Here is a 21,934-nt window from a genome sequence, read left to right as displayed (position 1 = left end):
ATGCCGGCACGCCGCGTCGCGCGGGCCGCTCATGAGGAGGGCCCGGGGCGTCAGAGGCGAGCAGTGAACTCGTGGATCAGGCGCGCCGCGGGTTCGGAGTCGCTGATCAGCGTGCCGTGACCGTGGTCGGGGATGACTTCGAGGTCGGCGCCGGGGATGGCGTCGATGATCTCGCGGCACCAGCTCATCGGCGCCAGCGGATCGCTCTCCCCGCGCAGCACGAGCACGGGGCACTGGATGCGCGCGAAGGCGTCTTCGGGCTCGTGCACGATGGTCGCACGCATCTTCCGGAACAGGTGGGGGCCGCCGCGGAGGTACTCCCGGGCCCCGCGCCAGATGACCAGGGGGCGTTCGCCGATGAGGTCTGTGAGCAGATACCGCGCCTGCGCGCCGATGTTGCGCGCGGCCTTGTTCACGGTGGGGCCGGCGAGCACCACTCCCTCGACGAGGGACGGATGCCGCGCGGCGAGCTCGGCGGCGATCTGACTGCCCATCGAGTGCCCGATCACGACGACGCGGCCCGAGTCGACGTGCTGCAGGTAGGCCGCGACGAGGTCGGCATGCCGTTCCATCGTGAGTGTGCGGGTGGGCTCGGGCGCCTCGCCGAATCCGGGCAGATCGAGAGCGATGACCCTTCCCTCGAGACGTTGCACGATATCGAGATAGACGCTCCGCCCCATGCCGATGCCGTGCAGGAGCAGATACGTGTGCGGGCCCTCACCGAACGTCTCGGCGATGAGGGTCGCACCTGCATGCTCGAACTCCAGGAGCGTGACGGGGGTGCCCTTGGGGGCGAGATAGGCGGATGGCACCCGTCAACGCTAGCCGAGCATCCTGGGGCGCTGCTTCAGATGCCCCGAGAGCCGTCGTTCAGCCGGCCGGGGTGAGCACCAGGGTGTTGACCGCCGCTGCCTTCACGGCCTTCGCCGTGTACACCCACGGCTTCTGGATGCCCGCTGCCCAGTCCGCCGTCTGATCCGTGTAGTGCTCGTTGTACGCGTGACCCGAGGCGCCGGTGAGATGATTCCAGGTCGAGGCGTCGAAGTCGGAGAGGTCGACGACCATGCGCATCGACGGCACGGTCGTGGTGGCGTACGAGACCCCGAGCTCCCATCCGGTCGCGTTCACCACCGAGGCCCCTCCGCTGACCGGGAAAGGTCCACGGTTGAAGAGTGCTTCGATCGGCGCGATGCCCGAGGATCCGAGTGTCTCGCTGGTGAGGGTGATCGCGTGCAGGTCGCCCCAGTTCCAGCGCGAGACGGTGGTGCCCTGCAGGGCGGCGAGCTCGTCGTAGGCCTCTTCCGCCGACAGCGCCAGCATCCGCTCCATCCCGTCGACGTCGATCTGCGCGTTGACCCAGAGCGGGTCGGAAGGGTCTGCCAGCATGTCGGAGACGACGGTGAAGAGACGGCCTTGACCGTCGATGGGGAGGGGCTGCCGGCGCTCGTCGAAGATGTTCTGCACCAGGTTCGACCACAGCACGTTCGCGTAGGCGGCGGCCGCCGACGATGCGGAGTTCTGGCCATCCCATCCCTGCAGCAGTTCGACGGCCTCGGTCGCGCCGGTGCCGGACACGTCGACGTCGGCCATGGCGGTCGCCAGCTGGGTGCCGATCCACATCTCGTTGTCCATCTGGATCTCGCGCATGTCGTCGGCGGTCAGGGGTGAGACGGCCGCGCGTCGCTCGATGAGGTGTGCGATCCGGGCGGCGCGGTAGCCGTAGTCCCAGTCGCGGGAGAGGAAGTAGGCGTAGTCGTCGGTGACGATCGCGTTGTTCGCGGTCACGATGTAGCCCGAGGTCGGGTTGTACGAGACCGGCAGCTCCTCGAACGGGATGAACCCCGTCCAGTCGTAGCTGCTGTCCCACCCGGGCTGCGGCATCCATCCGTCGCCCGCGCCGCGGATCGGAAGACGGCCCGGGGTCTGGTAGCCGATGTTGCCCTCGGTGTCGGCGTAGATGAGGTTCTGTGCCGGCACGTCGAAGAGCGAGGCCGCGTAGCGGAAGTCGTCGAAGTCCTGCGCGGTGGAGAGCGCGAAGATGGCCGTCGCCGCCGTGCCGGGATCGAGCGCGGTCCACCGCAGACTCACGGCGTACTCGGCATCGTCGGAACCGGGGGGTGCGGACGCCGGGGCGGTGGCTTCGGCGCCGAGGGCGGGTTCCGGGGCCCCCGCGATTGCCGTGAAGTCGTCGGTGAGTCCGGAGATGAGGGGCCCGTGGACGGTCGAGCGGATGGTCAGCGCGATGTCGTCGCCGCCCGCGACCTTGATCGTCTCGGTGCTCTCCTCGAGAGGCACCAGTGCTCCGTCGCGCCAGTACTGGTCGCCCTCGACGCGCTCGATGTAGAGGTCGGTGACATCGGTGGTGAGGTTCGTGAACCCCCAGGCGACCTTCTGGTTGTGGCCGATGACGATGCCGGGAAGGCCGGAGAACGAGAAGCCTCCCACGTCGAACGGGCACTCCTCGCTCACCGTCGAGCACTTCAACTGCACCTGGTACCAGACCGAGGGCAGCGAGGCCCCGAGGTGCGGATCGTTCGCGAGCAGGGGCATCCCGGTTTCGGTGAGGTCTCCGGAGACGACCCAGGAGTTCGAGCCGATGCCCTCGCCGACATCGCCGACCAGCACACTCGCCGCTTCGATCACGCTCGAGGTCTCCTCCCACTCGACGGTCGTCGATGCCTGCTGCGCCTCGCCGTCGGTCTCGGAGGTGGTGTAGGCCGCAGGCTCCGCATCAGTGCCGAGTGCGGGAACGGTCGAGATCTTGGGCACGATCACGGGGTTCTCGTCGAACGGGTAGTCGGGGTAGAGCTTCGCCAGCAGGTCACCGGTGGCCGCGTCCTCTGCCCCGTCCGGGCCTGTGCTCAGTTCTGCGGCCAGCAGCGAGCGTTCGGTCTCGTCCTCGATGTTGCCGCGCAGGTCCCAGGCCATGGCCTTGAGCCAGGCGACGGAATCCGCGGGTTCCCACGGCTCGGGAGCGTAGTCGGGGTTCTGCAGTCCGATCACGGCGTACTCGAGCGACAGTTCGGCGCCGGAGCGCGAGGCCAGGTAGGCGTTCACGCCATCCGCATAGGCCTCGTAGTAGCCGCGCGTGGTGTCGTCCATCGCCTCGACCTCGGCCTCCGCGACCGTGCGCCATCCGAGCGTGCGGAGGAAGGCGTCGGTGCCGGCCTGCGACTCCCCGAACATCTCGGCGACGCGGCCGGCGGTCACATGGCGGCGGAAGTCCATCTCGAAGAACCGGTCCTGCGCGTGCACGAAGCCCTGCGCGTAGAACAGGTCGTCGGTCGAGTCGGCGGTGATCGTCGGGATACCGCGGTCGTCTCGCTGCACGGTCACTGCGGCCGCGAGACCGTCGAGCTCGATCGATCCCTCGGTCTGCGGGAAGGAACGCTGGATGGTCCAGGTCACGAAGAACGCCGCAGCCACGGCGATCACCACGACGGCGGCCACGACGAGGAACGCGATGCGCCCGATGCGAACGCCCAGCGGGAGGCGGGAAGGGGCAGCGGACTCCTGCGAATCGGTCATCATCGTCGAGAACACTTTCGGGTAGAAAGGTGGAACTCAGTTCCACCGAGCCCCAGCGCGCGTTTCAGGGCCGCGCCTTCGCATCATATCCGCACCGGCGCTCGCCACGAGGCGTTCCGCGACGAGCACCGGGTCGATCATCCGATCAGGCTCGGCTGCAGATCGCGCAGGGTGCGCCGATGTGTCATCCGCGTCACCCCGATCATCGCGAACAGCAGCGCGCTGACGAGCCACACGCCGAGCACGGCCAGATCCCCGCCGGCACGCGCGAAGTCGCCGCCGTACATCAGCTGTCGCATCGCATCGACGACGTAACCCAGCGGCAGCACGTGATGCAGGGCGGCGAGGGGAGCGGGCAGCGTCTGCCACGGGAACGTGCCGCCCGCGGTGACCAGTTGCAGCACCATCAGAACCAGGCCGAGGAACTGCCCGACCGATCCGAGCCAGACGTTCAGGGCGAGGATGATCGCCGCGAAGGTGGCCGACGCGAAGACCATGATGCCGAGCGTGCCGAGCGGATGGTCGAAGGTGAAGCCGAGCGTGATGGCGAGGATGCCCATCAACCCGAGCATCTGCACGGCACCGAGCATCGCCGGGGTCAGCCAGCCGGCCAGCGTGATGCGGATGGGGGAGTGCAGTGCGGTGATGGCGCGCCGGGAGATGGGCTTCACGATCAGGAAGAGGGCGTAGATGCCGATCCAGGCGGAGAGTGCGGCGAAGAAGGGGGCGAGTCCGGCACCGTAGTCCTCGGCGGAGGCGACCTTGTCGCTCGACACCTTGACCGGGTCGGCGATCGTGTCGGCCTGAAGCGAGCGCAGGTCGGGGGTGGAGGCGGGAATCGCGTCGACCCCCTGGGACAGTCCGTCGCGCAGCTCGGCCGTGCCGGAGGCGAGCGTGGCGAGTCCGTCGCGCAACTGAGAGGCACCGTCGTTCGCGGCGGAGGCACCCGTGGCGACCGCGCCGGCACCGGTGGCGAGTTCCGAGGCGCCCGAGGCGAGGGAGGCGGCACCGGCGGCGAGCTGGTCGACCTTGCCGACCGCGGCCTGCACCTGAGTGTTCCCCTCCTGCAGGCGAGCGCCGAGCGGATCGAGCGTGGCGAGCACCTGGTCGATCTCGTCGGGCGTGAGGCCCTGCTGCGTCAGGGCGTTCGCGATGTCGGTGCGCACCTGCGGCAGGGCGTTCGCGGCCTGCTGCACCGCGGATCCTGCACGGTCGGCGACGTCGGCGAGCTGACGGTTGCCCGCGCTCACCTGCTGCGCGCCGTTCGCGAGGCTCTGCGCCCCCGTGGCCAGTTGTGCCGTTCCGTCGGCGAGCTTCGCGGTGCCTTCGGCGAGCGTGGAGCTGCCGGAAGCGGCGGTGCCGGCGCCGTCGGTGAGCTGCGTGGCGCCGTCCGTCGCCGTGATCAGCTTGTCGCGCACGTCGCTGAGGCCGGTGAGCAGGCGCTCTGCGGCCTGGCTGCCGACCATCTGGGCGACCGAGCTGCGAATCTTCTCCACGGCCTGCGTGCCCATCGATGAAGCGAGGTAGTTGTTCGCGTCGTTGGTCTCGAGGTCGATGCGCGCCTGGTGCGGGTCGCTTCCCGCGGCTGAGGTGAGGGCGGAGGAGAAGTCGGCCGGGATCGTCACGGTGAAGTCCACAGTGCCGTGTTTCAGGGCTTCGGAGGCTTCGTCGGCCGACATCAGCTGCCAGTCGAAGGCGTTGCCCTTGATGAGGTTCTCGGCCACGTCCTCGCCGTAGTTCACGGTCTCACCGGTCGCGGGTTCGGTGCCGGTGGTGGGCGCGGGGGCGCCTTCGTCGTCGACCACGAGCGCGACAGGGACCTCGGGGAACTTCGCGTACGGATCCTGGTTCGCCCAGAGGTAGAGACCGCCGTAGAGGATCGGGACGCAGATCAACGCGACCAGGGCGATGATGCCCATCCGGCTCGCGGTGAGTCGCCGCAGCTCGGCGGCGATCATGGCGGGAACCTTCATCGCGCATCTCCGTTCTCACTCGTGGCGGGTGTCTCGTCGGCGGCGGGAGACGCGGGCTCGTCGATCGCGAGCGGTTCGACAGGCCCGGAGGCGTTGATCGCGTCGAACTCCTGCATCCGCTCCAGGGCGATGGCTGCCGAGCCTCCGATGATCACGAGCATCGCGTAGCCGCGGTCCGCGAATTCGCCCGCGATGCGCCACCAGCCGTCGGGGCTTCCTCCGTGGCGGTCGGGCGACACGAGCACGATGCCCTCGACCCCGGATCGGAGCACCGCGAGTTCACACAGGATGCGCACGCGTGCGGCGGGATCGATGGAGCCGAACGGCACGCCGGCCAGCTCGGTGTAGCCGAGCCGCGCGAGCCAGCGTCGTGCGTGCAGCGGAGTGGCGCCGAGTCCGGCGAACATGAGCTCTTCCTCCACGACGCCGACGAGGGCGACGTCGGGGTGCGGGTCGCTGACGGCGGGGGCGTCGACCAGAGCCACGCGACGACGCAGTGCCTTCGGATCGTCGGCGGCGTCGATGCTCACGCGGCCGGTGTCGGGGCGCATGCGACCGCTCGCGATGAGTCCGAGCACCGTCGGTCGCTGCTCCGTCTCGGCCAGGGCGAAGCGCACCGAGCCGGTGTGGAACTCGAGCGAGATCGCCGGGAGTGCTTGGCCGTTGCGGCCCTTGCTCACGTCGTGCAGAGAGATTCTCATGCCCGGTCCTCCGGGGTGTTCGGGGGTTCCGTCGGGGCTGCCGCGGATGTGGCGAGGTCGGGGTGCGATGCGAGCAGGTCGTCCGCTTCGCGCCAGGAGAGTCCGGCGATGCTCAGCACCGTCCGCACGGCGAGGTCGGCGGCCCCCGAGCTGGCCGCATCCGTGCGGGAGATGACCGTGCGCGCCATCTCTTCGATGAGGCGCGCAAGGGTGGGGGCGGCGAGGTCGGTGCGGAAGCTGCCGTCGTCCTGTCCCCGGCGCACGAGCGCTGCCACAGTGCGGCGCAGGGGAGCGAGCGCGGTGGCGGTGTGTTCGACGTGCGTCTCATCGAGGGCGAGGGCGGCGGCCACCTGCACGTGCGCGGCTTCGTGCCAGAGGTGGGCGGCGAGACGGGCGAGGGCGAGGCGGGCGTCGGTGTCGTCGATCGAGGCGGCGATGGCGTTGAACCGCTGCGCGCCGGTGGAGATGAGTTCGCGGATGAGGGCGTCGCGATCATCGAAGTGTCCGTACAGGGTGCGCCGCGAGAGCCCCGCGCTGCGCGCGATCACGTCGACGGAGGCGTGCGGATGCACGGCCAGGGTCGCGCGGGCGGCGGAGAGGATGCCGGCGCGATTCTCGACGGCGTCGCGGCGAGGTGCACGAGTGGTCATGAGTTCATGGTAGAGATCATGCACATGAATGTGCAAGATGCTGCTGCGGATCCGTGGAGGGCACCCGGGAAGGCATACAGCGCTGATCGAGGAGCGCTGTGTTATGTTACGCGTTGCGCGCTGGCGCGCACGGGGGATCGCACCGGTTCCGGACACGGGGGTTGTTCGGTTCGCGCGTGCCGACCGTTTCGAGTGGTGGGGGACCCGCTGTGGTCGAGGGAGGGTGTGATTTGGCAGGCATCGATGTGGCGCTCGAGCGCAGGACGATGAGCGAGGACGTCTATCGGCGGTTGCGAGATGCGATCGTGGACGGTGAGTTGCGACCGGGGGAACGCCTTCGCGATACCGACCTGGCGGAAGATCTGGGCACCTCCAAGACGCCCGTGCGTCATGCGCTGGCGCGCCTGGCGGAACAGGGGCTCGTCGAGATGCAGCGAAATCGCTTCACGCGTGTGGCGCCGCTCGACCTGGACCGGATCCGCGACGCGATCGCGCTGTTCGGTGACATCTGGATCGGATCGGTGCGGCATGCGATGCCGCTCGTCCGACAGGATGACGTCAGCTACCTCGTCGACCTGACGGAGGACATGTCCGACGCGGCGGTCGAGCGCGACGTCCTGGCCTACGGCGTGGCTCTGCGTGCCATCGCCATCGGCTTCGCTCGTCTCGAGGGCAATGCCACGCGGGCGTCCGTGATCGAGCTGCTCGGGCCGCAGATCCGGCGCTTCACGCAGCATGCCGCCGGCTGGTTCGATTGGGCCGCGAGCGAGCGGTCCACCCTCGAGATCAGGGACGCCATCGTCTGCCGAGATGCGACGCAGGTGCGCGCGGCCCTCGTGACCCTGTTCGACGAGGTGCTTCCCGGCATCATCGACCGGACGGAGCTCGGAGACCGCTGAGGCGGGACGCCGCTGAGGCGGGACGGGGGTCTGAATGCACGATGCGCCGACACCCGAGGGTGCCGGCGCATCGGTGTCGCTCGATGTGTCAGTCCGTGCCGGAGTCGAAGGCCGCGCCTTCGGACGCCGAGTCGACGGCGTCGGCCAGCGTCTCGTCGGCTTCGGAGATCGACCCGTGGACGGACTCGGTGATCTCGCTCGACTCGCCGGCGGTGACACGGCCGACGAGCTCGCCGGTCGCACCGCCCACGAGACCGAGACCCGCGTACTGCTCGAGGCGCGCACGGGAGTCGGCGATGTCGAGGTTGCGCATGGTGAGCTGGCCGATGCGGTCGACCGGGCCGAAGGCCGCATCGCCGACGCGCTCCATCGACAGCTTCTCGGGGCCGTAGGAGAGGTTCGGCGAGACGGTGTCGAGGATCGTCCAGTCGTCGCCGCGGCGCAGGCGGATCGTGACCGTGCCCGAGATGGTGAGCCCGACCCAGCGCTGGATCGACTCGCGCAGCATGAGCGACTGCGGCTCGAGCCAGCGGCCCTCGTACATCAGACGGCCGAGGCGGCGACCCTGCTCGTGGTAGGTCGCGAGGGTGTCTTCGTTCAGGATGCCGTTGACCAGGCGCTCGTAGGCGATGAACAACAGCGACATGGCCGGAGCTTCGTAGATGCCGCGCGACTTCGCCTCGATGATGCGGTTCTCGATCTGGTCGCTCATGCCGAGGCCGTGGCGACCGCCGATCGTGTTCGCCTCCATGACGAGGGCGACCGGGTCGGAGTACTCGACACCGTTGATGGCGACGGGGCGGCCGGCCTCGAACGTGACGGTGACGTCTTCGGTGTCGATCGCGACGGACGGGTCCCAGAACTTCACGCCCATGATCGGGTCGACGGTCTCGAGCGAGACGTCGAGGTGCTCGAGCGTCTTGGCCTCGTGCGTCGCGCCCCAGATGTTGGCGTCGGTCGAATAGGCCTTCTCGGCGGAGTCGCGGTAGGGGAAGTCGCGGGCGACGAGCCAGTCGCTCATCTCCTTGCGGCCGCCCAGCTCGGTGACGAAGTCGGCGTCGAGCCACGGCTTGTAGATGCGCAGGCGCGGGTTGGCGAGCAGGCCGTAGCGGTAGAACCGCTCGATGTCGTTGCCCTTGTAGGTGGAGCCGTCGCCCCAGATGTCGACGCCGTCCTCCTTCATGGCGCGCACCAGCATGGTGCCGGTGACCGCGCGACCGAGGGGCGTCGTGTTGAAGTAGGTCTTGCCGCCGGAGCGGATGTGGAAGGCGCCGCAGGAGAGGGCGACGAAGCCCTCTTCGACCAGGGCGGTCTTGCAGTCGATCAGGCGCGAGGCCTCGGCGCCGTACTCCAGCGCGCGGCCCGGGATCGAGGCGATGTCGTCTTCGTCGTACTGACCGAGGTCGCCGGTGTACGTGAAGGGAACCGCGCCCTTCTCGCGCATCCACGCGACGGCGACGGAGGTGTCGAGTCCTCCGGAGAAGGCGATGCCGACGCGCTCGCCGACGGGCAGGGACTGGAGGACCTTGGACATGCTTCCCAGTCTATCGGCGGGCGGCGTGTCGCCCCGTGCTGCGTCAGATCACGCGCACATCGACGCCTAGCGCCGCATACGTTCCTATCGCGCGGCGATCGCACGTGACGAGCGTCACCCCGGCGGCCCTGGCGCACAACGCGACCAGGCCGTCGTAGACCGCTCCGCCGGCGATTCCAGCATCGGCGAGAACGTCGACGGCGGTGCGCGCGTCCTCTTCCGAGAGTGAGATCGATCGGGGGAATGCAGCCCGGATCGCGTTCGCCGCTGCCAGAGGGGTCAGGCGATTGGGGCCCGGCAGGCGCGTCAGCACGGAGTATGTCTCTGCTGAGGCGTGGCCGGCAAGGCCGAGGATTGCACCGGCGCAGGCGCTCTGGACCGCGATGTGCGCGGTGTTGTCTTCCACGAGGAGCGCGAGCGCCGCGCTCGTATCGAGGAGCAGGTCAGCGCTGGTCGGCAAGGCGCAACTCGCGGATGTCGTCGGGTGTGATCGCCATGCCGGACGACGCGACGACGAGACGCCCGTCCTTCTCGATGAGGTTGTCCGGGGCATCGATCTCGATGCGGATGCCGTTGCCGTCGAGGATGAGGTCGATAGGACCAGGGATCAATCCGACGCGCTCGCGGAGCGCAGCGGGGATGACGATCCGTCCTGCCTTGTCCATGGTTGCCTTCATGCCATGAGAATACCATTCGAATGGCACAGAACGGGGGCGAGGCGGGTGCTTCATATCGGTGTCCTCGTTCAGGATCCGCCGCTACATTGTGGCCATGCAGAGAGCAAGGTCGCGTAGGTGGTGGTTGATTGCGGGAGGTGCGCTTCTCGCCGCGATACTGGTCTTTCTTCTCGTCCTGGCGGTCCAAGCCTTCCGCGGGTCGACGCTCGCGCGGCAGGACATGGCGGCGCACCTGTCGTTCCCCGCGACGTATCACGGCTTCGAAGAGGCCTCGGAACTCGCAGGTTTCACACTCAAGGAAGACGGATCAGCGGAGGTCTCGGCGCTGATGCTCGGCACCGAGGAACGGGAACTCGACGACGGGCGGGTGTGCCTCGATGGCGACGTGACCCCGGTCGTCGGGAAGGCCAGCTGGCGGACGGACGATGCGGGGTGGGTCGTCATCGAGGCGGGTGAACGGCAGACGCGCCTGAGCCAGGACGATCCGATGCTCATGGGCTGGGGTTGGGGCAAGGTTTATGTCCTGACGCCCTGCACCGAGGAGTACACGGCGACGTTCGTCACCCCGAACGCCGACTACTCCGACTGAACGACATTCATGGCGTGCCAGGCGCAGTGGGGAGAAGAGCACGATCAGTGCAGCCACGACGAACACCACCACGCCGACCGAACGCGAAGGCGGTCACGGCGCCCGTGAACGCGCCGAGCGTCGACGATGACCAGAAGAGTGCGAAAGCAGGGATGCGCAGAACCTCGACCGGCCTGTCGCTCATCGCCGCCTCGCTGGGTCGCCCGCCGCTCCCGCTGTGGTCATCCTATTAGCGCCCCTTTCTGGAGACGGGTGGGTCGACCCGGATGGCGGGCTCGGAGGTGGGAGAGTAGGCCCCACGGAGGTCGGACATGGGTGGAGCAGTCCTGTGGGGTCTGGTCGCGGCTGCGCCGCTGTTCATCGGCGCGGTGCTTGCGCTGCTACGGAAGTGGCCGCCGCGCTGGCTCGGCATCGTGCTGGGATTCGGTGCCGGCGCGCTGATGGCTTCGATCGCGTTCGAGCTCTGGGAGGAGGGGCTCGACCTCGCCGGTCCCGTTCCCCTCATTGTCGGCGTCGCGGGGGGAGCGATCAGCTACTACATCGCCGACCGCATCCTCGATGCGCGTGCTGCGAAGACCAAGGAACAGGCGGGTGGAGGTCAGCTCGCCGTGGGCGCTCTGCTCGACGGCATCCCCGAGCAGCTGGTGCTCGGCATCGGGCTCGCATCCGGTGAGCCGGTGAGCATCGCGCTCGTGGTCGCCATCCTGGTCTCGAACCTGCCGGAGTCGATCGGCTCGGCGGCCGACCTGCTCGAAGGTGGCATGGCGAAGTCGCGGGTGCTGTGGCTCTGGGCGGGCGTGACCTTGATCTGCGCGGCCGCGACCGTCGCGGGCTTCGGTCTCGCGAGCATCACCGGCGATGAGTTCCGTTCGGCGGCGAGTGGTTTCGCCGCCGGCGCCCTGCTCGTGATGCTGGTCGATTCGATGATCCCCGAGGCGCAGTCCAAGGCCAAGGAATCGACGGGACTCGCGACCGTGCTGGGCTTCGCGCTCGCCGCCGGCCTGGCCCTCGCATCCTGAGCGACTGAGCGACGACGGAGATCACCCGGAGAGGGCGCTCAGTCCTTGCCGCGGAACTGGTCCCGTCGCACGGTACGGCCGGTGATGCTCTCGATGCGGAACGACAGCGGAAGGCTCCGATCCTCCCCCGCCCACGGATGCACGCGCGCGGCGTCACCCGCCGCTTCGTCGTCGGGGACCCGCGAGAGGGGGCCATGCAGCAGCACGCTCCATGCCGTGTTGCCGAGGGGGTCGTGGTAGTCCACCTCGAACGCGACCGGGAGCGGCTCGGAGGTCAGGGCGGCCAACACGCCGTCCGGGGCGGTGCGAAGAAGCAGGTCGTGACCGGAGACCGCGAAGTTCACGGGAAGGATCTGCACCCGGTCCTCATGGACGAAGCCGATCCGGCCGATCGTGGTGGTGGACAGCAGTTCGTAGGACTGCTGCTCGTCGAGTGCTCGAATCATGCGCGCATCCCTTCCCTTTGGCGCCAGGCTATCCAGCGCGACACGCGCCATCAAGGGAGTCGTGTGACGCCGGAGCGGAACAGCCCGCCATCCGGCGGATCGGAGACGTCGGATCCGCCCGCGCTGGCGGGTTACTCTCGGGAGCGGCGTGCGGGAGGCTGGCGGAACACCGCCGCGATGGTGGCCGAGGACAAAGGAGTTCCGATGACTGACACGACCCTGGCGCGACCGCCGTTCGATCCCGAGCTCGAGGCTGCTCTCGCCCTCGTCGGCGACCAGCTGCCGTCGACCCTGACGCCCGAGATGATCCCGCTGATGCGCCAGTCGCCGGTGAGCGGCGACCAGGAGATCTTCACCGTGCTCGACGACCGCGGCTTCACGCGCCGTGACGTCACGATCGCCGGATACGACGGAGGCGAGATCGTCCTGTCCGTGATCGAGAAGGAGGGCCGGACCGGCACCGGTCCGGGCTTCTTCCACACCCACGGTGGCGGCATGATCATCGGCAACCGCTGGCTCGGTGTGGTCGGCTTCCTCGACTGGGCGGAGCGCTACGACGGCGTGATCGTCACGGTCGAGTATCGGCTCGCCCCCGAGTTCCCCGACCCGTATCCGGTGGAGGATTGCTACGCGGGTCTGCTGTGGACCGCCGAGCATGCCGAAGAGCTCGGGATCGACCTGTCGCGCCTGCTGATCGGCGGCGGCAGCGCCGGGGGAGGTCTGGCTGCGGGCACCGCGCTGCTCGCCCGTGACCGGAAGGGCCCCGAGCTGATCGGCCAGCTGCTCATCTACCCGATGCTCGACGACCGAGACGAGTCGGTGTCCACCCGGCAGATCGACGGGATCGGGGTCTGGGATCGCGGGTCGAACGTGACCGGATGGACGGCGTTGCTCGGCGACCGCAAGGGTACCGACGACGTCTCGATCTATGCCGCTCCCGCGCGGGCGACCGATCTGAGCGGACTGCCCCCGGCGTTCATCGATTGCGGCAGCGCAGAGGTGTTCCGCGACGAGGATGTCGCCTATGCCACGAAGCTCTGGGAAGCCGGGGTCCAGGCCGAGCTGCACGTGTGGGCCGGCGGCTTCCACGGCTTCGACATGTTCGCCCCGCACGCCGCCGTCGCTCAGGCCATGCTCGCCGCGCGGGACAACTGGGTGCACCGCCTGCTCTCCTGAGTCCGGATTCCACCCTCCGGGGCCGCGCGCCGACCCCGTAGGGTGGAATCCCCGCGCGATGGAGCCGACATGCAAGATCTGCTGGGGCGTCTCACCGCCCTCGACCCGGATGCCAGCGAGACGCTCAAAGTCGTCAGCTACTTCGATGCCCTCGTCGCCCGCTCCGTGGGTGTGGAGAGCATGCTGCGGGGTGCGGCGGTGCTGAGCGGTGCGACCGTCGGCCAGCGCGACGGCCGGCACATCGTGCGCGTGCGGGCAGATGGGGTGCGCATCGATCCCGTCGAGCCGTCCCCGTCCTGGCCCGTCCGGGAGAGCGGGCCGGATGCCGTCGCCTGGATCGAGCGGGAGGGCGATGCGCATTCGAACGACGCGATGATCCTGGAGCGGCTCAGCCTCGGCCTCGGCATCATCCGGGCGCGACGCGCGGTCGGCCCCGAGAGCGCGGTCGAACTCGCCATCAGTTCCTACGCCGGTGCCGAGGAGCGGGCGGCTGCGCTGCCGCGGCTCCGGCTCTCCGCGAGCATGCTGCGACTGGTCGCGTCACCCCCGGAGCCCGCACCGTTGCCGACGCACCCCTCGGCTGTGGTCGCCACCCGGCACGGACTCACGCGCGCGACGATCATCGACGCGCAGACGGACGTGCGGGAAGTCTGGCCCGATACCGCTGCTCTGCGGTTGGGCGTCGGTCTCGCCGGACCGGGAGACCAGCTTCCCCAGTCGTGGGCATCGGCTCTCGTCGCCGTGCGTCTGACGAGTCCGGGCGAGCCGGTGGTCGATGCGGCCGACCTCGGAGCGCTGCTCCTCGTCGCCGACGCCGCCGAGTCGAGCCCGTTGCACCCGGATGCCGCCGCGCTCGCGGCCCTCGACGCCCGTAGTCGGGAGCTTCTCGACGCGGTCGCCGAAGAGCAGAGCGTGCGCGCCGCCGCCACGCGTCTCGGCCGCCATCATTCCAGCGTGCAGGAGCGTCTGACGGTGCTGGTGGAGACGCTGGGCTACGACCCGCGCACCTCCCGCGGCCACGCCCGCTACGTGCTGGCCCGGATGCTGCTGACGCTCGGCCCCTGACGCGCGTCGGCCCACGGCCCCGCAGGGCTCCGGCACCGTCTCACTCGAAGCCGGGGTACTCCTGCAGCTTCGTCTGGAACTCTTCGCGATCGGCTTCGCTCAGCACTCCGCTGGCGATCACGGTCAGCTGCAGGCCTTCGAGGGGTTCGCCGGTGCGGGCGTTCTGTGCCTCGCGGGCGGCCAGGAATCCGCCGTCCCGATCGTTCGAGAGGTCGTTGATGGTGGCGTAGAAACGCAGCGGATCGGGGAAGTTCTCGGTGTAGTACTCCCACGTCGTCTGCGTGCGCGGGTCGTCGCTGCCGTAGAGCTTCGCGATCATCGCGGGGTCGATTCCCGAGACCGAGGGATCGTTGAAGGAGTAGAGGTCCCACAGTCCGTGCTCGACGACGACCTCGTTGACGACACGCATCACGTCGAGCTTGCGCTCGTCATCCTGGATCGGTTCGTTCGTCGCCCACGCCGCGGAGGTGAATTCGACGAGCATCGACTCGCCGCCGTAGCCGTTGCGTTCCGGACGCAGGTCGTCGTCGCCCACCTGCACCCAGGTGTAGCCGAACTCGTCGGTGAGTCGCGTGCGGATGTCGGCGAACATGGTCTCGGCCTGCGCACGCACCTCCTCGAGCGACTGCTGCGAGAGGGTCTGCTGGGGGTCGGTGCCCTTGATCGCCGGATAGGCCTCCGCGTGCTTCTGCGCGGCTGTCTTCGTCCCCTCGTAGGTGCCGGAGGCTGAGGTCTGCAGGGCACTCATGCCGCCCACGGTGGCGACGTTGAACAGGATCGTCACGACGAGCGCGATCGCCCCCAGCTTCCGTCCGCGTGCCGAGAACAGGGCGGCCGCGATGACCGCGACCACGACGAGCTGCAGGGCGAGCATCGTGACGCCGTAGAGCAGGTCGGTGCCGCCGGCGATCAGCGTCCCGAGCAGGATCAGCGCGAAGAGGATGGAGGTGGTGAGGGCGATCCATCCGAGGGCGTTCGCCGGCTTCCTCGGCTCTTCCGCCGGGGCGATCGTCGCGACGTTCGGGCGCGGTGCGGATCCGAACGCATCGCGCCGCGCTCCTCGGTAGCCGCCGGGTGGGGGCACGGGTGGAGCGCCCTCGGTGCCCGCGATGTAGCGCGCACGCTGCCTCTCGTGATCGCTCACCACGGCTTGTCCGTCTCCGAACCGCCCTGGTCGTCGCCCTGTTGCTGATCGCGTTCCTGCGTCCCCTGCTCGAGCTTGTCCTGCAGGCCCTTCAGCTTGTCCTCCGACGGCTGCTCCTTCTCCCCCGGTTGCGGCTGGGGTGACGGCTGCTGCTCCTCCTGCTGCTTCTGCTTGAGACGATCGGCGGTGCCGTCGAGAGAATCGGCCATGTCGCGCTGCGGGTCGGACGACTGCTGCCGGGCCTCTTCGCTGCGGCACTCCTCCGGCGTCTCGACCGTGATCGTGAGCGCCTCGCCGTAGAGCGCAGCAGCGCCCGCGCCGTCGCCGTCCGCGCGTGCGGCGTCACCCATGCGCTCGACCACCAGGGCGAGATTGATCCGTACCCCGCACACCTCCAGTCCGGTGGCGAGGTCGAGTGCCCTTTCGAGCTCGGCCCGCGCCTCCGGCAGCTGCTCCGCCGCACCGAGCGCGGTGCCGATGTTGAACGGCGCCTTGTACGGCTCGAACCAGTTCAGGAGGTCTTGTCCGCGTGCGGATGCCTCCGACCCGGCGAAGTCGTCCACCACGTAGGCGGTGATGGCCTGATGTGCGAAGGCGTACATGCTCAGCAGCTTGCCCACGAACAGAAGCGCGGCGAGGGTGAGCGGAATCGTCCCGATCGCGACCCAGCGGCGGACGCTGCGACGACGGCGGTTGGACCGGAGGAGGGCGGCGGCGCTGTGAGACGAGGTCACGAGATCCCTCCCTGCTCTGTGCCGCGCTGTCGTGGCGCGCGCAGCTGCCGAAGTCGCGCGATCAGCAGGGCGGCACGCGTGAGCTCCACGCCGAGGATGGCCAGGGCGACGAGCGCCGCGATCCAGTAGAGCTCGATGACGTTGCCGACCTCGCCCGAATCGGCGTAGTCGGTGGTGGTCGACGGGGCCTCGGGAAGGGAGGGGGCGGCATCCGCCGTCCGAGTCGCGTACGTGACCCCGAGCTGGTCGGCGATCGTCTCGAGGTTCGGCTCGTCGATCACCGAGAGAGCGTCGGCGCCCTGGTACTGGATGTAGCCGCCGCCCTGATCCGAGACGCCGCCCGTGGTGATGCGCATCGGCCCGCCCTCGGCGGTGCCGTAGCCGAACACGGCTCCCGAATCGGTGTACTTCTCGCTCGCGCTGAACGACTCCGGCGCGGTGTCGACCGTCTGCTCCCCGTCGCCGAAATAGAACACCATGCGCGAGCGGTCGGGAGACGATTCGGCTGCCGAGGCGAGGGTTTCCGACAGCAGGGGGGCGGCGATGCCGATCGAGCTGCCGCGTGACTGGCTGGTGACCTCGGGGCGCAGCACCCCGAGGGAACCCAGGAGTGCCGTGGTGTCCGTGGTCAGCGGCATCCTCAGCTCGGCCGCGGCATCCGAGGTGATGAGGGCGAAGCGCGCTCCCGGATACTCCTCCACCAGAGCGCGCACGTCTGCACGGATGCCGTCGAGCCGCGGTTCGCCGTCGTCCCAGTCCTCAGCCACGATGCTCGCCGTCGTGTCGACCACGAGCACGATGTCGGTATCCGTCGCGAGGGTCTGGGTCGCTCCCCCGGGGATGCCCGGACGCATGAGCATCGCGAAGCAGGCGAGCACCAGAAGCAGCCGCATGGCCCACAGGGCACGATGCCCGGCCAGCGCGCGACGATCGGTGACCGGCACCCCGGCGGACTTCGGCGGACGCACCAGCACCCAGACGGCGGCGACGGCGACGGGGGCGCACAGCAGAGCGACGAGCAGCGGGTTGAGCACGGGTTGGAGGATCACAGTCGCACCCTCCACAGCACCACGACGAAGCCGAGCAGGCAGATCGAGAGCAGCACGATCCACAGGTTCGGGGTGTCGGTCCAGACCACCTGCGCCTCCCCGCGCAACTCGGTCGCCTCCTGTTCCTGCACCTGGGTGACGATGTCGGAGACGGTGGTCGTGTCGCGCAGGCCGAATGCGGCGCCGCCCGTCGCCTCGGCCGCAGCGCTCAGCTCGGCGCTGACATCGGCATCCTTGCCCTGGACCGGGTTCAGCGCGAAGACTCGCACGTCCTTCGAGGCGGCGTAGGCGGCGGCCTCGTCGAGCGTGACGATCGAGGCGCCGTTGACCTCGTTGTCGGTGGCGAAGATGACGGAGCGTGAGCGCTCGGCGTCCGGGTTGTCGAAACCCATCGTGCAGGCGGCGAGACCGTCGCCGATCAGGGAGGCGCCGTCTCCATTGAGGGTGCCGACCCAGTGCTCCGGGACCTGATCGACGTAGTCGAAGCTCTGCGTCATGCTCTCGATGTGCTCGCGCACGAAGTCGTAGTCGTCGGTCAGGGGGAAGATCTGCACGGGCGAGCTGTTGAAGATCGTCAGTCCGATGCGTTCGCCCTCGAAGCTGTCCAGAAGCTCGTCGAAGACGTTCAGCACCTCCACGTCGACCTCGGTCATGGAACCGGAGACGTCGAGGCACAGCATGATGTCTCGGCTGGTGTTGACGGGCTGGATCGTCTGCGCCGACATCGGCCGCGCAGCCACCACGCCCGCGACGATGGCGGCGGTCGCGCCGAGGGCGAGGATGCCGGACAGCGCGAGTGCTCTCCGCGTCAGTGCGCGGCGGAAGGAGGGCAGCGCGCGCACGCGCTCGGCACGGGCGACGCGCGCGGCGTCGATGCCTCGGCTCGGGCCGCCCCGCCGGAGGCCGACGACGAGACCGATCGTGATCGCGAGCACAACGACCGCGACCGCGGCCGCGAGCATCCAGACGTTCGCTAGTGCCACGTGCGCACCACCGTCCTGGCGGCTTCGGCGCCGGCCACAGGATCGATCACCGGTCCCTGGCGGAAGATGCTCGGGTAGTAGTGCCTGCCGAGCGCATCGATGAGGGCGGGATGCACACCGCGGGCCACGAGATCGTCGAGCGCGAGCACCGGCGCCTCCAGGCCGCTGTACTCGTTCACGAAGGTGCGCACGGTGCGGCTCAGCTCGAGATTCGCCTGCCGAGCGGACATGCGGCGTTCGACGTACTCGGTCTCGATCTGCTGGATGCGCGCCAGGTACTCGGTGCGCAGCTGCGAGAGCACGTCGATGACCAGCGGTGCCTGCCCGGCGTTCGGGTCGGCGACCGCCAGGGTGCGCCGCGGTCGGGTGAGGACGATCAGCAACCACGCCCCCAGCACCAGTAGAGCCAGGATGCCGATCGCGAGCAGCATCCATCCCCAGCCGTACTGCGCCGGCGGATAGAGGTCGTCAGAGCCGGGCATTCGACCTCCGATTCAGCAGCGTCAGCAGCTGAGCGACGGCATCGTCCTGCCCGTCCAGCGTGGAGTGGCTGATCTCCATCCGGGTGAGGAGCTCGGCGAGGTGTGCGGCGTCGGCCTCGCGTTGCGCGGTCAGCTCCTGCACGATCTCGCGGTCGCCCTGCACGAATCCCGGCACCTGCCAGCGACTGTCGACGTCACTGCGGATGTGTCCGGTGGCGTGGTCCAGCACGGGCTCGGCGTCGCGCAGCGTGAGCCAGAGCACGTCGTGCTGCACGCGCAGTCGCCGCAGCATCCGTTCGGTCTCGCCGGTGACGGGGGCCTCGTCGGTGATCACGACCACGATCATGCGACGCGCGATCGTGCGGGTGACGAACGACAGCAGGCCATCACGGTCGCTCGGTGCGTCGCTCTGGTCGACGGCCCGATCGATCGTGCGCAGCGCGTGCTCGAGCGCCCCTTCGCTGCGGCCCGGCGCGAGGCGGCGCACCTTGGCGGCATCGCCGTACACCGTGGTGAAGTCGTCGCCGTGGCGCAGCGTCAGCACACCGAGCACTCCGGTCGCCAGGATCGCCAGGTGCTTCTTCGACTGCTCGTCTGCGGCGAGTGCTGACATCGAGCGCCCGGTGTCGACCACGAACAGCACGGTGTGCATGCGGGTCGCGCGCGAGCGCTTCACCAGGGGCGTTCCCAGCCGGGCGGTCGCCCGCCAGTCGATGTCGCGCACCTGATCGCCGTACTCGTACTTGCGCAGGTCTTCGAAGTCGAGGCTCCGCCCGCGCAGCAGCGACGCGTAGGCGCCGTCGAGCGCGTGCAACGACTTGCGCGTCGAGTGGATGAAGAGCTTGCTCTTCACCTGCGTGATCAGGCTGGCCATGGAGATGTCAGGGTGTGGGGACCGACGCGAAGATCTGGTCGATGATCTCCTCGCTGCGGATTCCTTCGGCGTCGGCCTCGAACGTCAGCAGCACCCGGTGGCGCAGCACGAGGTGCCGGAGCTCGCGGATGTCTTCGGGCAGCACGTGCGTGCGTCCCTTGAGCAGAGCCAGCGCTCTAGAAGCCTGGAGGAACGCGATGCTCGCACGCGGACTCGCGCCGTACTTGATGAAGCGGGCGCGTTCTTCGCCGATGTACGGCGCCGGGTTGCGGGTGACGTAGGCGATCGACACGATGTAGTTGCGGATCGCGGGGTCGACGTAGATGCGGCTCGCGACGTCCTGCAGCAGGTGAACGTCGTCGAGGCTGACGGCGCTGGCGACGTGCCGGTCGGGGTCGAGCACACCCGAATCGATGCGGCTGAGCACCTCGAGCTCTTCGGCCGGGCTCGGGTATTCGACGATCTCTTTGAGCAGGAAGCGGTCCATCTGCGCCTCGGGCAGCTCGTACGTGCCCTCCTGCTCGATGGGGTTCTGCGTCGCGATCACGAGGAACGGCTTCGGCAGGTGGTGGATCTCGCCGCCGATCGTGGTCTGATGCTCCTGCATGGCCTCGAGCATGGCGCTCTGTGTCTTGGCGCTGGAGCGGTTGATCTCGTCGAGCAGCACGAAGTTCGCGTGCACCGGGCCGAGCACTGTCCGGAACGATCCCGTCGCCGCGTCGTAGATCTGGTTGCCCGTGATGTCGCTCGGCAGCAGGTCGGGCGTGCACTGGATGCGCTTGAACTGCGCCTTCACGGTGTCGGCGAGAGTGCTGGCCGCAGTGGTCTTCGCCAGTCCCGGCACGCTCTCGAGCAGAATGTGGCCGCCGGCGATGAGCGAGATGAGCAGGCTCGTGCGCAGCCGGTCCTGACCGACCATCTTGGCGGAGTAGGAGGCGGAGATGACCCGCAGCACCTCGGACGCTCTGGCCATCTCGGCGTCGGTGGGTGCACCGTTCGCCGTGGCGGGTGGGGCTGTGGGGGCGGGGGCCTGCGCGGGAGCGGGCGGAGGCGGAGGTGCCACCGGCTGCGGGGATGCGGCGTTCAGGTCGTGCATGCTCTCTCCTCCTGGGGAGCGCGGCGCTTCTCCCCCCAGCCAGGGTAGTCGCCGCACCGAGGAGGAGAGCTGAGCGCCGTCACTGGCCGAACATGGACGAGGTCGCCGCGATCCATCCGAAGGTGAGGGCGAGGATCGTCACGATGATCCAGATGCTCATGGCGATCGCGTTGAGGGCGATCCCCCATCCCGCCTGTGTGCGTGCGCGCGGCTCGCCTCGCAGCGAGACGATCCCGAGGATGAGTCCGATGGCGGGCGCGAAGAACGTCCAGCCGGCGAACACGGAGCAGATCCCGAGAACGAGACTGGCGGTGCCTTTCGCGGTCGACGTCGCAGCGACGGACGGCGCGGTGGTGGAAGGGGCGGGTGCAGAACCAGTTGTTGACATGACATCCACGCTATGACGGGGTCTGTCGGCGGTCATCGGACTGGAGTACCCACGTCGTACGTCCAGCGGATGATTGCGCCGGTTCTCAGGTACGGGCGTCGGAGCGTGTTCCGGCAGCGTGGGCCGCTACGCCGACCGCCGGTCGAGGAACAGCAACTCGAGCGGTGAGGCCAGCAGCGCGTCCACTCCCTGCGCGAATGCCTGGAAGTGCGGTGTGGCGAAGTGGGTGTCGAGCGCGGCCTGGTCGTCGAACGCCTCGCGCATGTAGAAAGTTCCTGGCTCGCTGCGCGATTCGAACAGCACGTAATCCTGGTTGCCGGGCTCCGCGCGGGTCGGCTCGATCAGGCGCTGCAGGGCGGTGAGCAGTGCGTCTCGGCGACCGGGGAGGGCGCGCAGGATGGCGAGGCTGTACAGCGGGTCGGGCAGGGGTGAAGACATGATGTGGTCCTTCTCGTGGGATCGAGCACGGCAGGCTGCCGCGAGATCATTACTACTCGAAGGGGAGCAGTTACCCGCAAGGACCGCTGGTAACTTTCGGATACCATGAACGGATGACTTCCCTCAGCTCCTGCGCCGCCGGCAGGCCCCATGATGTCTACGACGCCCAGTGCCCGTGCCGGGGCATCCTCGATCTGCTCGCCGACAAATGGAGCGCGCTCATCCTCGGCGCACTCGAGGGCGGCCCGATGCGGTTCGGTGAGCTCAAGCGCAAGCTCGAGGGCATCAGCCCGAAGGTGCTCACGTCGTGCCTTCGGCGACTCGAAGAGCGCGACCTCGTCGCCCGCGAGATCTTCGCCGAGGTGCCGGCTCGCGTCGAGTACTCGCTCACCGCCCTCGGCGCCGACGCGGCGAAGCCCCTGCAGAGCCTCCGTGATTGGGTCGAGTCGAACATCCAGCGCTTCCCCGATCTCTGAGATTCCGAGAGTG

General features: G+C 68.9%; 24 protein-coding genes. 6 read left to right on the top strand and 18 right to left on the bottom strand.

The window, feature by feature from the left end:
- Positions 1-50: 50 nt before the first annotated feature.
- From GZ64_RS0118750 to GZ64_RS0118730, 5 genes are all read right to left on the bottom strand, one after another.
- Positions 51-812: an alpha/beta fold hydrolase gene (locus GZ64_RS0118750; RefSeq protein WP_029268264.1), complete on the bottom strand. Its 762-nt coding sequence runs from the start codon at positions 810-812 to the stop codon at positions 51-53.
- Positions 813-870: 58 nt separating this feature from the next.
- Positions 871-3,528: a penicillin acylase family protein gene (locus GZ64_RS0118745; protein ID WP_081859821.1), complete on the bottom strand. Its 2,658-nt coding sequence runs from the start codon at positions 3,526-3,528 to the stop codon at positions 871-873.
- Between the two features lie 137 nt (positions 3,529-3,665).
- Positions 3,666-5,501 (bottom strand): YhgE/Pip family protein, encoded by a 1,836-nt coding sequence (locus tag GZ64_RS0118740; protein ID WP_029268262.1) that lies wholly within the window; start codon positions 5,499-5,501, stop codon positions 3,666-3,668.
- Positions 5,498-6,202 carry a hypothetical protein gene (locus GZ64_RS0118735; RefSeq protein ID WP_197020554.1) on the bottom strand — a complete coding sequence of 235 codons (705 nt, stop codon included), beginning with the start codon at positions 6,200-6,202 and terminating at the stop codon, positions 5,498-5,500. The genes GZ64_RS0118740 and GZ64_RS0118735 overlap by 4 nt, the downstream gene beginning before the upstream one ends.
- Positions 6,199-6,852, bottom strand: a complete 654-nt coding sequence (locus tag GZ64_RS0118730; RefSeq protein WP_029268255.1) for a TetR/AcrR family transcriptional regulator — start codon at positions 6,850-6,852, stop codon at positions 6,199-6,201. The genes GZ64_RS0118735 and GZ64_RS0118730 overlap by 4 nt, the downstream gene beginning before the upstream one ends.
- 230 nt (positions 6,853-7,082) lie before the next feature.
- Between GZ64_RS0118730 and GZ64_RS0118725 the strand changes: the two genes are divergently transcribed.
- Positions 7,083-7,751, top strand: a complete 669-nt coding sequence (locus tag GZ64_RS0118725) for a GntR family transcriptional regulator (protein WP_029268250.1) — start codon at positions 7,083-7,085, stop codon at positions 7,749-7,751.
- Positions 7,752-7,839: 88 nt separating this feature from the next.
- Here GZ64_RS0118725 and argG read toward each other — a convergent pair whose 3' ends face one another.
- The 3 genes from argG to GZ64_RS0118710 are packed head-to-tail and all read right to left on the bottom strand — an operon-like array spanning position 7,840 to position 9,962.
- Positions 7,840-9,285: an argininosuccinate synthase gene (argG, locus tag GZ64_RS0118720; protein WP_029268247.1), complete on the bottom strand. Its 1,446-nt coding sequence runs from the start codon at positions 9,283-9,285 to the stop codon at positions 7,840-7,842.
- Positions 9,286-9,328: 43 nt separating this feature from the next.
- Entirely contained in the window at positions 9,329-9,745 is a 417-nt protein-coding gene (locus tag GZ64_RS0118715) for a PIN domain-containing protein (protein ID WP_029260825.1), read from the bottom strand.
- Positions 9,729-9,962: an AbrB/MazE/SpoVT family DNA-binding domain-containing protein gene (locus GZ64_RS0118710; protein WP_029260826.1), complete on the bottom strand. Its 234-nt coding sequence runs from the start codon at positions 9,960-9,962 to the stop codon at positions 9,729-9,731. Before GZ64_RS0118710 ends, GZ64_RS0118715 begins: the two co-directional genes overlap by 17 nt.
- Before the next feature lie 94 nt (positions 9,963-10,056).
- Between GZ64_RS0118710 and GZ64_RS0118705 the strand changes: the two genes are divergently transcribed.
- Both GZ64_RS0118705 and GZ64_RS0118695 read left to right on the top strand, forming a co-directional pair.
- Complete coding sequence (locus GZ64_RS0118705) at positions 10,057-10,551, top strand: hypothetical protein (RefSeq protein ID WP_136024325.1); 495 nt, start codon at positions 10,057-10,059, stop codon at positions 10,549-10,551.
- Between the two features lie 311 nt (positions 10,552-10,862).
- Positions 10,863-11,570: a ZIP family metal transporter gene (locus tag GZ64_RS0118695; protein ID WP_029268243.1), complete on the top strand. Its 708-nt coding sequence runs from the start codon at positions 10,863-10,865 to the stop codon at positions 11,568-11,570.
- Positions 11,571-11,608: 38 nt separating this feature from the next.
- Here GZ64_RS0118695 and GZ64_RS0118690 read toward each other — a convergent pair whose 3' ends face one another.
- Positions 11,609-12,016 (bottom strand): pyridoxamine 5'-phosphate oxidase family protein, encoded by a 408-nt coding sequence (locus tag GZ64_RS0118690; protein WP_029268240.1) that lies wholly within the window; start codon positions 12,014-12,016, stop codon positions 11,609-11,611.
- Between the two features lie 204 nt (positions 12,017-12,220).
- Between GZ64_RS0118690 and GZ64_RS0118685 the strand changes: the two genes are divergently transcribed.
- Complete coding sequence (locus GZ64_RS0118685) at positions 12,221-13,192, top strand: alpha/beta hydrolase (protein ID WP_029268239.1); 972 nt, start codon at positions 12,221-12,223, stop codon at positions 13,190-13,192.
- Between the two features lie 69 nt (positions 13,193-13,261).
- Positions 13,262-14,257: a hypothetical protein gene (locus GZ64_RS0118680; protein ID WP_029268238.1), complete on the top strand. Its 996-nt coding sequence runs from the start codon at positions 13,262-13,264 to the stop codon at positions 14,255-14,257.
- 40 nt (positions 14,258-14,297) lie between these two features.
- On the opposite strand, the gene GZ64_RS0118675 is transcribed toward GZ64_RS0118680, so the two are convergent.
- The 9 genes from GZ64_RS0118675 to GZ64_RS0118635 form a co-directional block, all read right to left on the bottom strand.
- A complete protein-coding gene (locus GZ64_RS0118675) occupies positions 14,298-15,401 on the bottom strand; it encodes a DUF4064 domain-containing protein (RefSeq protein WP_231479934.1) in 1,104 nt (367 codons plus the stop codon).
- Positions 15,398-16,135, bottom strand: a complete 738-nt coding sequence (locus tag GZ64_RS0118670; protein ID WP_029268234.1) for a hypothetical protein — start codon at positions 16,133-16,135, stop codon at positions 15,398-15,400. Before GZ64_RS0118670 ends, GZ64_RS0118675 begins: the two co-directional genes overlap by 4 nt.
- On the bottom strand, positions 16,132-17,184 hold the full coding sequence (locus GZ64_RS0118665) for a VWA domain-containing protein (protein WP_029268232.1): 1,053 nt from the start codon (positions 17,182-17,184) through the stop codon (positions 16,132-16,134). Before GZ64_RS0118665 ends, GZ64_RS0118670 begins: the two co-directional genes overlap by 4 nt.
- Positions 17,181-18,167: a VWA domain-containing protein gene (locus GZ64_RS0118660; protein WP_231479933.1), complete on the bottom strand. Its 987-nt coding sequence runs from the start codon at positions 18,165-18,167 to the stop codon at positions 17,181-17,183. The genes GZ64_RS0118665 and GZ64_RS0118660 overlap by 4 nt, the downstream gene beginning before the upstream one ends.
- Entirely contained in the window at positions 18,158-18,649 is a 492-nt protein-coding gene (locus GZ64_RS0118655) for a hypothetical protein (RefSeq protein ID WP_021200099.1), read from the bottom strand. Before GZ64_RS0118655 ends, GZ64_RS0118660 begins: the two co-directional genes overlap by 10 nt.
- Positions 18,636-19,523, bottom strand: coding sequence for a DUF58 domain-containing protein (locus tag GZ64_RS0118650; protein ID WP_021200100.1), 888 nt, complete (start codon positions 19,521-19,523; stop codon positions 18,636-18,638). The genes GZ64_RS0118655 and GZ64_RS0118650 overlap by 14 nt, the downstream gene beginning before the upstream one ends.
- Before the next feature lie 7 nt (positions 19,524-19,530).
- Positions 19,531-20,496: an AAA family ATPase gene (locus GZ64_RS0118645; protein WP_046398963.1), complete on the bottom strand. Its 966-nt coding sequence runs from the start codon at positions 20,494-20,496 to the stop codon at positions 19,531-19,533.
- Between the two features lie 202 nt (positions 20,497-20,698).
- Positions 20,699-21,007, bottom strand: a complete 309-nt coding sequence (locus tag GZ64_RS0118640; RefSeq protein WP_036331885.1) for a DUF4190 domain-containing protein — start codon at positions 21,005-21,007, stop codon at positions 20,699-20,701.
- Positions 21,008-21,133: 126 nt separating this feature from the next.
- Complete coding sequence (locus GZ64_RS0118635; protein WP_029268225.1) at positions 21,134-21,445, bottom strand: putative quinol monooxygenase; 312 nt, start codon at positions 21,443-21,445, stop codon at positions 21,134-21,136.
- Between the two features lie 113 nt (positions 21,446-21,558).
- On the opposite strand from GZ64_RS0118635, the gene GZ64_RS0118630 reads away from it, so the two are divergent.
- Positions 21,559-21,921 (top strand): winged helix-turn-helix transcriptional regulator, encoded by a 363-nt coding sequence (locus GZ64_RS0118630; protein WP_029268223.1) that lies wholly within the window; start codon positions 21,559-21,561, stop codon positions 21,919-21,921.
- The last annotated feature ends 13 nt before the right edge of the window (positions 21,922-21,934 follow it).

Origin of the sequence: Microbacterium sp. Cr-K32, from assembly GCF_000708345.1 — a bacterium.
Lineage (GTDB): Bacteria > Actinomycetota > Actinomycetes > Actinomycetales > Microbacteriaceae > Microbacterium > Microbacterium maritypicum_A.
The sequence above is the reverse complement of the archived record's forward strand: the minus strand, read 5'-3'. Positions and strand labels throughout refer to the sequence as shown.

What these genes read in the sequence shown, in the direction of transcription:
- GZ64_RS0118745 (WP_081859821.1), bottom strand. Translation starts at nt 3,528, where the DNA reads ATGACCGATTCGCAGGAGTCCGCTGCCCCTTCCCGCCTCCCGCTGGGC.
- GZ64_RS0118740 (WP_029268262.1), bottom strand. Translation starts at nt 5,501, where the DNA reads ATGAAGGTTCCCGCCATGATCGCCGCCGAGCTGCGGCGACTCACCGCG.
- GZ64_RS0118735 (WP_197020554.1), bottom strand. Translation starts at nt 6,202, where the DNA reads ATGAGAATCTCTCTGCACGACGTGAGCAAGGGCCGCAACGGCCAAGCA.
- GZ64_RS0118730 (WP_029268255.1), bottom strand. Translation starts at nt 6,852, where the DNA reads ATGACCACTCGTGCACCTCGCCGCGACGCCGTCGAGAATCGCGCCGGC.
- argG (WP_029268247.1), bottom strand. Translation starts at nt 9,285, where the DNA reads ATGTCCAAGGTCCTCCAGTCCCTGCCCGTCGGCGAGCGCGTCGGCATC.
- GZ64_RS0118710 (WP_029260826.1), bottom strand. Translation starts at nt 9,962, where the DNA reads ATGAAGGCAACCATGGACAAGGCAGGACGGATCGTCATCCCCGCTGCG.
- GZ64_RS0118705 (WP_136024325.1), top strand. Translation starts at nt 10,057, where the DNA reads ATGCAGAGAGCAAGGTCGCGTAGGTGGTGGTTGATTGCGGGAGGTGCG.
- GZ64_RS0118695 (WP_029268243.1), top strand. Translation starts at nt 10,863, where the DNA reads ATGGGTGGAGCAGTCCTGTGGGGTCTGGTCGCGGCTGCGCCGCTGTTC.
- GZ64_RS0118690 (WP_029268240.1), bottom strand. Translation starts at nt 12,016, where the DNA reads ATGATTCGAGCACTCGACGAGCAGCAGTCCTACGAACTGCTGTCCACC.
- GZ64_RS0118685 (WP_029268239.1), top strand. Translation starts at nt 12,221, where the DNA reads ATGACTGACACGACCCTGGCGCGACCGCCGTTCGATCCCGAGCTCGAG.
- GZ64_RS0118680 (WP_029268238.1), top strand. Translation starts at nt 13,262, where the DNA reads ATGCAAGATCTGCTGGGGCGTCTCACCGCCCTCGACCCGGATGCCAGC.
- GZ64_RS0118655 (WP_021200099.1), bottom strand. Translation starts at nt 18,649, where the DNA reads ATGCCCGGCTCTGACGACCTCTATCCGCCGGCGCAGTACGGCTGGGGA.
- GZ64_RS0118650 (WP_021200100.1), bottom strand. Translation starts at nt 19,523, where the DNA reads ATGGCCAGCCTGATCACGCAGGTGAAGAGCAAGCTCTTCATCCACTCG.
- GZ64_RS0118645 (WP_046398963.1), bottom strand. Translation starts at nt 20,496, where the DNA reads ATGGCCAGAGCGTCCGAGGTGCTGCGGGTCATCTCCGCCTCCTACTCC.
- GZ64_RS0118640 (WP_036331885.1), bottom strand. Translation starts at nt 21,007, where the DNA reads ATGTCAACAACTGGTTCTGCACCCGCCCCTTCCACCACCGCGCCGTCC.
- GZ64_RS0118635 (WP_029268225.1), bottom strand. Translation starts at nt 21,445, where the DNA reads ATGTCTTCACCCCTGCCCGACCCGCTGTACAGCCTCGCCATCCTGCGC.
- GZ64_RS0118630 (WP_029268223.1), top strand. Translation starts at nt 21,559, where the DNA reads ATGACTTCCCTCAGCTCCTGCGCCGCCGGCAGGCCCCATGATGTCTAC.